This window comes from Mycobacterium sp. 1245852.3, assembly GCF_001669335.1.
Lineage (GTDB): Bacteria > Actinomycetota > Actinomycetes > Mycobacteriales > Mycobacteriaceae > Mycobacterium > Mycobacterium europaeum_A.
In genome coordinates, this window is record NZ_LZLL01000250.1 from 1 (window position 1) to 11465 (window position 11465).

Below are 11465 nucleotides of genomic sequence, written 5' to 3' on the forward strand. Positions count from 1 at the left end.
CTCCGTCGACCTCCACCATGGCTCCCTGCGGCAGTGCCTTGGTGGCGCCCTGGACGTCGACGACACACGGAAACCCGAATTCGCGGGCCACCACCGCGGCGTGCGACATCGGACCGCCGAGTTCGGTCACGACGGCGGCGGCGTAGCAGAACGCCGCGGTGTACCCGACGTCGGTGACCTCTGCGACAAGGATCTCACCGGGTTGCAGGTCGTCGATGGTCTCGGGCCGCACGATCCGCACCCGGCCGCGCACCCGTCCCCCGCAAACGCCGACGCCACGCAACGTGTCCCCGCTGGCCAGCGCGTCCGATGAGGTCGCGGTCGGCTGCCAGCTTCCGCTGAAGACGGTCGGCGGCGCCACCGCGACCAGCCGACGTTGTTCGGCCCGGCGCCGGGCCACCAGCGCGCCGACATCCGCGGGGAGCGCGTCGAGTTCGTCGACGAGCAGATAGAAGACGTCGTCGGCGGCGGTGAACACCCCGGCCTCGACCGACCGACGTCCATATTCGCGAAGCAGCGTGCGTAGCACCCAGTTGGCCCGCACCACCTTGTCGCGGCGGACCTCACGGTCGCGCAGTTGCTGGGTGGCCAGAGCCGCAATGGGCTTGGCGTGCAACGGGATCCGGGGCCGCTGCGGCTGCGGCGCGGACGGCGCGCTCATCGCCCTGGTCACCATCCGCACGAGCAACTCGGGATCGTCGGCGTAGCTGGTGGACCGCATCTCGAGCTCGGCCGGACCACGGTGGCCGATGAGCGCCAGCTCGTCGCGCAGGGCGGCATGGAATTCCGGCGCCTCGACGGCAAGCTTGTCCAGCCGGTCGCCCGGTTCGGCCAGCAGCGCCGTGACTTTCGGATCGCGCTGCGCCGCGACCACCAACCGCTGCATCGCCTCGACCGAACGCGCGCTGACCAGTTCCGGTCCGCCGGGCGCCGAGATCTCGCGCCCGCACAGACCACGCAGCAGCACGTTGAACGCCGCGCACAGCAGGAACGAGCCTGCCGCCAGCACCCAGCCGTGCACCACCTGGTCACGTGCCAGTGAGATCAGGCTCAGCAGCCGACGATCGTCGAGCCCGGCGAGGTCGCCGTCGGCCAGGCGTTCCAGGCGATCGACGTCGGCGACGAACTCACGGGTGTCCAGCGGCGCGCCGGCGGACAGGCCGATCAGGTTGACGCCGAACACCCCGATATTGCGGATTGTCCGGAATTGCCTGCGAATTCGGCCGGTATCGGAGTGCGGATGCTCCTCACTGAAGATCGGCAGGGCGGCCATGCTGGGGCCGAAGAACCCGCTGTTGCTTACCACCGTCGTGGGCTTGACGAAAGGCACCGTCTCGGCCATGAAGTGCGCGGTCGTGATGGCGCCGTAGAGCCGGTGGGCGAACACCGCCACCATGCGCATCGCGATTTCGCGCTGGATCGTCCCGCCGGGCCGCAACCGCTCGGCGACGCACACGGCGCTGGCCCGCAGTCCGCGAACCGTCGCCGACGCCGACGCCGGCGAAAACGGGCCGGGCAGCGCCTCAGACAAATTCGTGGCCAAGAAGGTGGGAAAACGGGGGTCGATCGGCGTGTCGAATTCCCCGTTATCCCCCGCTGCGCCCGCCCAAATGGGCTTGACGCCGTCGCCGCTCGGCGCGTCCACCGACGGAAGGTCCTGGATGTTGGCCAGCCGCCACGGCAGCGCAATCACCCGGGCGCCCACGGTCACCCGGCCGCGCACCGCCAGCGCGAAGTCCTGGACGCATTCGCCCGATTTCCACGCCGGCCGGAATGACCATTCGCTTGTCAGCCGCGAGGTGTCCATGAGCGGGGTCCCCCGCACCAGTCGCAGCTCAGCGGGCTCGAGGCCCAGGCGCACGACCGGGCGGTGTAGCGCGGCGGCGAGTTGCCGGAAGGTCAGGTCGCCCGATGCGGCGAGATTCACCGGCCCGCCCGGGGTTTCGGCATCGACGATCGCACGGTTGAACAGCCGGAGCGCGTCGTCGAGGTGGACCACCTGCATACCGCGATCGGCCGACCGGTGGGGGAACGCCGGTAATGCCAGCAGGCGGCGCACCCAGTTGTCGACGCTTCGCCCCAGGATCAGCGCGGAACGGATCGCGACCCATTGCGCGCCCGATTCCGCGAGCAGTTGTTCCACTTCGGCCTTGAGTCGGCCCTCGGCGCTGACCGGGGCCGTGGCGTGGTCTTCGGCCTTCGGTCCTTCTCCCCCGCCGTACACATGGGCCGACGACGCGAAAACGATCCGCCTGGAACCGGTCTCGGCCATCGCGTCGAGCACGTTGCGGGTGCCACCGATGTTGACCTGGTCGTGCTGTCCGGAACTTCTCGCCCACGCGAAGTGGGCGACGACGTCCGCGCCGGCCAGGGCGCGTCGGACCGCGTCGGCGTCGCGGATGTCGGCCGCCACGAAATCCGCTGCGCTCGGCCAGCTTTCGGGGCGGTGACGGGCGATCCCTGCCACGTCGTGGCCCTGGCTGAGCAGCCGAGTGGCGAGGCCGCGGCCGAGCACGCCGCTGGCCCCCGTGACCGCGATTCTCACGTCATGCCTACTCGTCGTCGTCGTCGCGCAATGCCGCGTTGACCAGAGCGTCGAGGTCCATGTCCGCGATGTCCTTTTCGGTGGTCACCGTGGCGGCCTGCGCGGCGCCCTCGGCCTCGCTCGCCAACGCCAGCAGCAGCTCCAGCACACCGGCCTGCCGAAGGCGCTTGACCGGAATGGATCCCACGACGCGTTGAATCTCGGCTTCGCCCGGCGCGGCCGCCGCCGCGGGTTGGTCCGACGATCCGAGTAATTCGCGGTACATGTAGCCGGCCAGCGCGGCGGAGTTCGGGTAGTCAAAGATCAGCGTCGGTGAAAGCGCCAGCCCGGTCGCGGCTTTGAGCCGGTTGCGCATCTCCACGGCGGTCAACGAGTCGAAACCGAGTTCCTGGAACGCCCGGTCCGGATGGATTGCCTCCGGGCTGGAGCTGCCCAGCACGGTGGCGATGTTGGCCCGCACCAGATCCAGCAGGATCGCCTGCTGCTCGTCCTCGGGAAGACCTTCAAGGCGTTGCAGCAGAGCAGATTTCGACTTGGCGGCGGCCAACGAGTCATCGACCTGACGCCGCGTCGGGGCGTTGATCAGATCGACGAACATCGGTGGCAAGGTGCCGCCATCGAACTTCACCCGCAACGCCGCGAGGTCGATGTGGGCGGGCAGCATGAACGGCTCGTCGACGATGAGCGCCGTGTCCATCAGCTCCAGCGCCTGGTCCGACGACATGGCGACGATCCCGTCACGCCCGAACCGCGCGCGGTCGGCCGCACCCAGGCCACCGGTCATGGCGCTGGCCTGATCCCACAGACCCCAGCCCAGCGAGATCGCCGGCAGCCCGTGCGCCCGCCGGTGGGCGGCCAACCCGTCCAGGAACGAGTTGCCGGCCGCGTAGTTGGCCTGCCCCGACGCGCCCGCGAGCCCCGCGATCGACGAAAACATCACGAAGGCAGCGACGTCCAGGTCGCGGGTCAACTCGTGCAGGTTCCACGCAGCGTCGACCTTGGACCGCAACACCGACTCGATCCGGTCGGGGGTCAGCGACGTCACGACCGCGTCGTGCAGGACGCCGGCGGCATGGATCACCCCGGTCAGCGGGTGCTGCATCGGGATTTCGGCGATCACCTTGGCCAGGGCCTCGCGATCGGCGGCATCGCAGGCCACCGTCTCCACGTGCGCACCGGCCGCGCTCAACTCGGCGACCAGCTCCGCGGCGCCCGGTGCGTCCAGGCCGCGGCGGCTGACCAGCACCAGATTCCGCGCACCGTGACGGGTCACCACGTGTCGCGCGACCGCCGAACCGGCCATGCCGGTGGCGCCGGTGATCAGCACCGTGCCGGCCGTCCACGCGTCCGGCATCGTCATCACGACCTTGCCGACGTGGCGGGCCTGACTCAGGTAGCGCAGCGCGGCGGGCGCGCGTCGCACGTCAAACCTGGTGACCGGCAACGGCCGTAGCACATCCTCGCCGAACATGGCCGCCAGCTCGTCGAGCATCTGGGCGATGCGATCCGGCCCCGCCTCGAACAGGTCGAAGGCGCGGTAGCGCACCCCCGGGTGGTCTCGGGCGACGACCTCGGGGTCACGGATGTCGGTCTTGCCCATCTCCAAGAAGACCCCGCCGGGTTTCATCAAGCGCAGGGACGCGTCGACGAAATCACCGGACAGCGAGTCCAGGACGATATCCATGCCGGCCATGCCGGTGACCGCGCGGAACTTCTCCTCGAATTCCAGGCTGCGCGAGTCGGCGATGTGATCGTCGTCAAAGCCCATGTCGCGCAACGTGTCCCACTTGCCGCGGCTGGCGGTCGCGAACACTTCCAGGCCGATGTGCCGGGCCAGTTGCACCGCGGCCATGCCGACCCCACCGGCGGCGGCGTGCACCAACACCCGCTGACCGGGCTTGGCGCCGGCCAGGTCCACCAGCGCGTAGTTCGCCGTGGCGAACACCACCGACGCCGTCGCGGCGGCGGTGTGTGACCAGCCGGGCGGCACCTTGACGAGCAGGCGCTGGTCGGTCTTGGCGATGGTCCCGGTTCCGTCGGGGAACAGCCCCATGACGCGGTCGCCGACGGCGAAACGCCCGTCGGGCGCGGCGGTTTCGATCACCACACCGGACGCCTCGATGCCCATGATGGCCTCGGGGTCGGGATAGAGGCCCAGCGCGATCATGACGTCACGGAAGTTGGCCGCGATGGCCGACAGCGCGACGCGCACCTGACCAGGACCCAACGGCGCGTCGGCGTCGGGAATGCGCTCTATCCGCAGATTTTCGATGGTGCCGTAGCTGCTCATGCCGAGTCGCCACGGTCCCTCGTCCGGGGGCAGCAGCAGGCCGCCGACGGCGCGACTGCCGAGCACTCGGGCGGTGTAGACCGCGCCGTTGCGCAGTATCGCCTGCGGCTCGCCGAGCGCCAGCACCGCTGCTATCGCGTCGGAGTCCAGCGGGGCGTCCGTGTCGACGAGCACGATTCGTCCAGGGTGCTCGGTCTGCGCCGACCGCACCAGCCCCCAGACCGCCGCGCCGGCCAGATCGGTGACGTCCTCCCCCGGCAGCGTCATCGCGCCCCGGGTCGCCACCACCAGGGTGCCCGCGCCCTCGCGGGACAACCACGACTGCAGCACGGGCAGCACCGCGCGCGTCGCCGCGTACACCTCGGTGATCACGTCGCCGGACACCGGTGCCGATTCGAACAGCACCGCCGAGCGCTCGGCCGAAGGGTCACCCAATTCCTCTGCGCCCCAAGCGGACACCGACACCGGCTGCGTCGCCGAATGCGGTTGAGCCGACCAGATGACCTCGAAGAGCCGGTCCGGTCCCGAATTCGACACGGCGGCCAGCAACTGCTTGTCGGTGACCGGGCGGGCCACCATCGACGCCACCGAGAGCACCGGAAGCCCCAGCCCGTCGGCCAATTCGATCGACACCGCCGACGAACTCACCGGTACGATCCGCGCGCGGACCGCCCCCGCGCCCGCGGCGTGCAACGACACCTGTTGCCAGGAGAACGGGACCAACATCGAGCCCTCGGGCAGTTCGTCGCTGTCGGACGCCAGCATCACCGCGTGCAGCGCCGCGTCGAGCATCGCCGGATGGACGCCGAACCCGGCCGGCGACACCCCGGCGTCGGCGGGCAGCGCCACCTCGGCGAAGACCTCGTCGCCGCGGCGCCACATCGATGTCAGGCCGCGGAACGCCGGCCCGTAGTCGTAACCCCGCTCGGCCAATTGCTCGTATCCGTCGCCGACATCCACCGCGACCGCACCCACCGGCGGCCACGCCGACAGGTCCGCGCCCGGCTGCACCGAACCCGCCCGCAGCACGCCCTCGGCATGCAAGGACCAGCCCGAGCCCGCTTCGGCTCGCGAAAAGACCGACACCGCACGGGCACCCGAGTCGTCCGGGCCGCCGACGACGACCTGGACCGCGACCGATCCGCCGGCGGGCAACACCAGCGGCGCGGCCAGATTGAGCTCATCGACGACGCCGCAGCCCACCTCGTCGCCGGCGCGGATCGCCAACTCGACGAATCCCGCACCGGGGAACAGCACCACACCGCCAACGGCGTGATCGGTCAACCAGCCCTGGGTGCCGGGCGCCAACCGGCCGGTCAGCACCACTCCGCCGGTGGCCGGCAGTTCCACCACCGCGCCCAGCAGGGCGTGTTCGCTGGCCGCCAGGCCCAGGCCCGCGGCGTCGGCCGGGGCGCCGTCGGCGGCAAGCCAAAAGCGGCGCCGGTCAAAGGCATACGTGGGCAGCTCGACCAGGTTGGCTTCGAAACCAGGCCCGCCCAGCGCACCGCGCCAGTCCACGTCCATCCCGGCGACGAATCCCTGCGCAACGGCGTTGACCAGGGCGACCGGCTCCGGTCGATCCTTGCGCAGCGCGGACATCGTGGTCACCTGGGCCGCCGAAGGGTCCAGGGCCAGCGATTCTTCGATGGATGCCGTCAGGCCGCTGCTCGGTCCGACCTCGAGGAAACGGGTCGCCCCGGCCGAGCGCACGAACCGCACGCTGTCGGCGAACCGCACCGCCTCGCGCACGTGCCGCTTCCAGTACGCCGGCGATGCGAAGTCGTCACCGGCCAGCTGACCGGTCACGTTGGACACGATCGGGATGGTCGGCTTACCGACGGCCAATCCGGCCGCGACGGTGCCGAATTCGTCGATCATGGGATCCATCAACGGAGAGTGGAACGCGTGCGAGACCGAGAGCCGATGCACGCGGTGGCCGTCGACGCGGAGCCGGTCCGCGATCGCGATCACCGCGCCTTCGGCGCCCGAAATGACCACCGAGGTCGGCCCGTTGACCGCGGCGATGCCGACGCCGGCTTCTTCGGCGGACGCCAGCAGCGGCCGCACTTCGTCTTCGGTAGCCTGCACCGCGACCATCGCGCCGCCTTCGGGCAGCGCCTGCATGAATCGACCACGGGCCGCGACCAGCACCGCGGCGTTCTCCAACGAGAGCACGCCGGCGACGTGGGCGGCCGCCAGCTCCCCGATCGAGTGGCCCATCACGAAGTCGGGGCGCACACCCCAGGATTCGAGCAGCCGGAACAGCGCGACTTCGACCGCGAACAGCGCGGGTTGCGCGAATTCCGTGCTGTTGAGCAGGTTCTCGTCGTGCCCCCACATCACCTCGCGCAGCGGGCGAAGCAGGTGCCGGTCCAGTTCGGCCACGACGGTGTTGAACGCCTCGGCGAAGACCGGATAGCCGGCGTGCAGTCCCATTCCCATGCCCAGCGTTTGGGACCCCTGGCCCGGGAACACGAAGACCGTCTTGCCTGCGGTCACGGTGCCACGGATGACCGAACCGGCCAGGTCGTCGGCGGCAAGCTCGTCCAGGCCCGCCAGCAACGGGTCGCGATCGCTACCGACGACGACGGCGCGGTGTTCGAAGGCCGACCTGCCGGCCAGCGACCACCCCACATCGGCGATGTCCGCCTCCAGGTGGGCGCGCAGGTGGGTCGCCAACCGAGCGGCCTGAGAGTGCAACGCGGACAGCGATTTTGCCGACACCGGCCAGGCCACCACCGGCGCCTTGGGTCCGTCCGCGGCGCGCGGCGGCTCGATCGGCACGGCCTCGACGATGACATGCGCGTTGGTGCCGCTGATGCCGAACGACGACACGCCCGCCCGGCGCGGCCGGTCGCCCGGCCACGGTTGCGCCTCCGTCAACAACGACACCGCGCCCGCCGACCAGTCCACGTGCGGACTCGGCTCATCGACATGCAGTGTGGCGGGCAACATTTCGTGGCGCATCGCCAGGACCATCTTGATGACGCCGGCCACCCCGGCGGCGGCCTGCGTGTGGCCCATGTTCGACTTGATCGACCCCAGCCACAGTGGCTGTTTCCCGGGCTCGGCCCTCTCTTGCCCATAGGTCGCCAGCAGCGCCTGGGCCTCGATCGGGTCACCCAAAGTGGTTCCCGTCCCGTGGCCCTCGACGACGTCCACGTCGGCCGCCGTCAAGCCCGCACTGGCCAGCGCCGCGCGCACCACCCGCTGCTGCGAGGGACCGTTCGGCGCGGTCAGCCCATTGGAGGCACCGTCCTGATTGATGGCGGAGCCCCGCACCATGGCCAGCACCGGATGCCCGAGGCGCTGCGCGTCCGACAGGCGCTCCACCACCAGCATGCCGCCGCCCTCGGAGAATCCGGTGCCGTCGGCCGCACCCGCGTAGGCCTTGCACCGGCCGTCCTCGGACAGCCCGCGCATGCGGCTGAACTCCACGAAGATATCGGGGGTGGCGTTGACGGTGACGCCGCCGGCCAGGGCCAGGTCGCACTCCCCCGAGCGCAGCGACTGCACGGCCATGTGCAGCGCCACCAACGACGAAGAACACGCCGTGTCCACCGACACCGCCGGGCCCTCCAGCCCCAGCACATAGGACACCCGGCCGGACGCCACGCTCGACGACTGCCCGGTCAGCCGGAAACCCTCGGCGGTCGGTGCGGCGCCCATGCCATAGCCCTGCGTGTATACGCCGGCGAACATTCCGGTGGCACTGCCGCGGAGCTTGCCGGGGTCGATTCCGGCTCGCTCCAACGCTTCCCAGGACAACTCCAGGAACATGCGCTGCTGCGGGTCCATCGACAGCGCCTCACTGGGCGCGATGCCGAAGAAGCCCGGATCGAAGTCCGCGACGCCATCGACGAAGCCGCCGGTGCGGGTGTAGCAGGTGCCCGGCACGTCGGGATCCGGGTTGTACACGCCGGCCAGGTCCCAGCCGCGATCGGCCGGGAAGTCCGAGAGCACGTCACGGCCCTCGATCAGCATGTCCCACAAGTCGTCCGGCGAAGTTACCCCACCCGGATAGCGGCAGGCCATGCCGACGATAACGATCGGGTCGTCGTCGGTGGCACGCGCGACCGGCGCGTGCTTGACCTCTTGCGGCAGCCCCGCGAGCTGGGTGCGGATGTAGCCGGCCAGTCCGTTCGGCGTCGGGTAGTCGAAGATCAGGGTGGGCGAAAGCGCAAGGCCGGTGGCGGTTTTGAGTCGGTTGCGCATTTCGACCGCGGTCAGCGAGTCAAACCCCAACTCTTGGAAGGCCCTGTCGGGATCGATCGCCTCGGCGGTGGTGTTCCCGAGCACGGTGGCGATGTGCGATCGCACCAGGTCCAGCAGCACGGCGTGCTGCTCGGCGTCGGACAGCCCGTCCAGGCGATGCGCCAGCGCCGACTTCGATTTCGCGGCGGCCAGCGAGTCGTCGACCCGGCGGCGCGTCGGGGCGTTGACCAGATCGGTGAACATCGGCGGCACCGCGACCGCATGGGCCCGCAGCGCGGCGAGGTCGATGCGGGCCGGCGCCAGGAACGGCTCGTCGACGATCAATGCCGTGTCGAACAGTTCCATCGCCTCGTCCGAGGACAGCGCCAAGATCCCGTCGCGGCCGAGCCGGGCGAGGTCGGCGGCGTCCAGTCCGCCGGTCATGGCGCTGGCCTGATCCCACAGCCCCCAGGCCAGCGAGATCGCGGGCAACCCGTGCGCCCGCCGGTGTGCGGCCAACCCGTCCAGGAACGCGTTCGCCGCTCCGTAGTTGCCCTGGCCCGAAGAGCCCACCAGGCCGGCCATCGACGAAAACATCACGAAGGCGGCCAGATTCAGGTCGCGGGTCAACTCGTGCAAGTTCCACGCCGCGTCGACCTTGGCCCGCAATACCGCGTCGACACGCTCCGGTGTCAGCGAGGTGATCGTCGCGTCGTCCAGCACGCCGGTCGCGTGAATCACGCCAGACAGCGGCCGCTGCGCCGAAATGTCGGCGATCACCTGCGCCAGTGCCGCCCGATCGGCGGCGTCGCACGCGACCACGCGCGCGCGGGCTCCGGCGGCTTGCAGCTCGGCGATCAACTCGGCGGACCCGGGGGCGTCCGGACCGCGCCGGCTCAGCAGCACCAGGTCTTCGACGCCGTGGTTGGCCACCAGGTGACGGGCCAGCGTCGAACCCGCCATGCCGGTGCCGCCGGTGATGAGCACGGTGCCGGATGCGAGCCCAGAAGGCAGAGTCATGACGACCTTGCCGATGTGCCGGGCCTGGCTCAGGTAGCGCAGCGCGGTGCGGGCGCGCCGCACATCAAAGGTCGTGACGGGCAACGGTTTCAGCACCCCAGCGTCAAACAGCCCGGCGAGCTCGTCCATCCACTGATGCATCCGCGGACGGCCGGGCTCGAACAGGTCGAAGGCGCGGTAGCGGACACCCGGGTAGTCCTGGGCCACCACACCCGGGTCGCGGATGTCGGTCTTGCCCATCTCCAGGAACACGCCGCCGGGAGCGACGAGCCGCAGCGAGGCGTCGACGAATTCGCCGGCCAGCGAGTCCAGCACCACATCCATCCCGGCCATGCCGGTCCTGCCGGTCACCGCCCGGAACTTCTCCTCGAACTCGAGGCTGCGCGAATCCGCGATGTGGTCGTCGTCGAAGCCCATGGCCCGCAACGTGTCCCACTTGCCGCGGCTCGCGGTCGCGAACACCTCCAGGCCCAAGTGCCGGCCCAGCTGAACCGCGGCCATGCCCACGCCGCCGGCGGCGGCGTGCACCAACACCCGCTGCCCGGGCTTGACGTCGGCCAGGTGGATGAAGGCCATGTAGGCGGTGGTGAAAACCGCTGAGATGCCGGCCGCTTCGGCATAAGACCAGTCGGCGGGCTTGTGCTGCAGCAGGCGGACGTCGCCGGGCACCAACGTGCCGCTGCCGTCGGGGAAGAAGCCGTAGACCGAATCGCCGACCGCGAACTCGGTGACTCCCGGCCCGACCTCGACCACCACGCCGGCGCCCTCGCCACCGAGCAGGGCGTCGTGGGTGAACATGCCCAGGGTGATCATGACGTCGCGGAAGTTGGTGGCGATGGCACGCAGCGCCACCCGAACCTGGCCCGGTTCCAGCGCGGCACCGGCGTTGGGAACGGGCTCCAGCTGCAGGTTTTCGAAGGTTCCCGCGCTGCTGATGCCCAGCCGCCACGGCCCGTCAGCCGGGGGCGTCATGACGCCGTCGACCGCGCGGCTGCCGCGCACCCGAGCGATGTACGCCTTGCCGTCACGCAGCAACACCGCCGGCTCGCCGACGGCCAGAACGGTCGCTATCGCGCTATCATCAAGCGCCGCATCGGAATCCACCAGCACGATGCGGCCGGGATGCTCTGTCTGCGCCGAACGCACCAGCCCCCACACGGCCGCGCCGGCCAGATCGGGGACGTCCTCCCCCGCCAAGCTCATCGCGCCATGGGTCGCGACGATCAGCACCCCGGAGTCATGCTCGGTGAGCCACGACTGCACGGCCGCCAGTGCACGATGGGTGCGCTCATACGTTCCGGACACCGGATCTTCGCCGGCGGCAACGGATTCGAAGACCTCGTGCACCGGCGGCTCGGCGTCACCGGTCGTGGTTGCGGCGGGTGACCACACCGCCTCGAACAGCCGGTCCGGCCC

General features: G+C 70.4%; 2 protein-coding genes. Both read right to left on the reverse strand.

The window, feature by feature from the left end; translation table 11 throughout:
• Nucleotides 1-2545 (reverse strand): sugar epimerase family protein (locus A9W96_RS11050; protein ID WP_067139717.1); only part of this gene is annotated, 2545 nt, incomplete at its 3' end.
• Between the two features lie 7 nt (nt 2546-2552).
• Nucleotides 2553-11465, reverse strand: an 8913-nt coding sequence (locus A9W96_RS11055; protein WP_067139720.1) for a type I polyketide synthase, incomplete at its 5' end; no start/stop codon positions are given.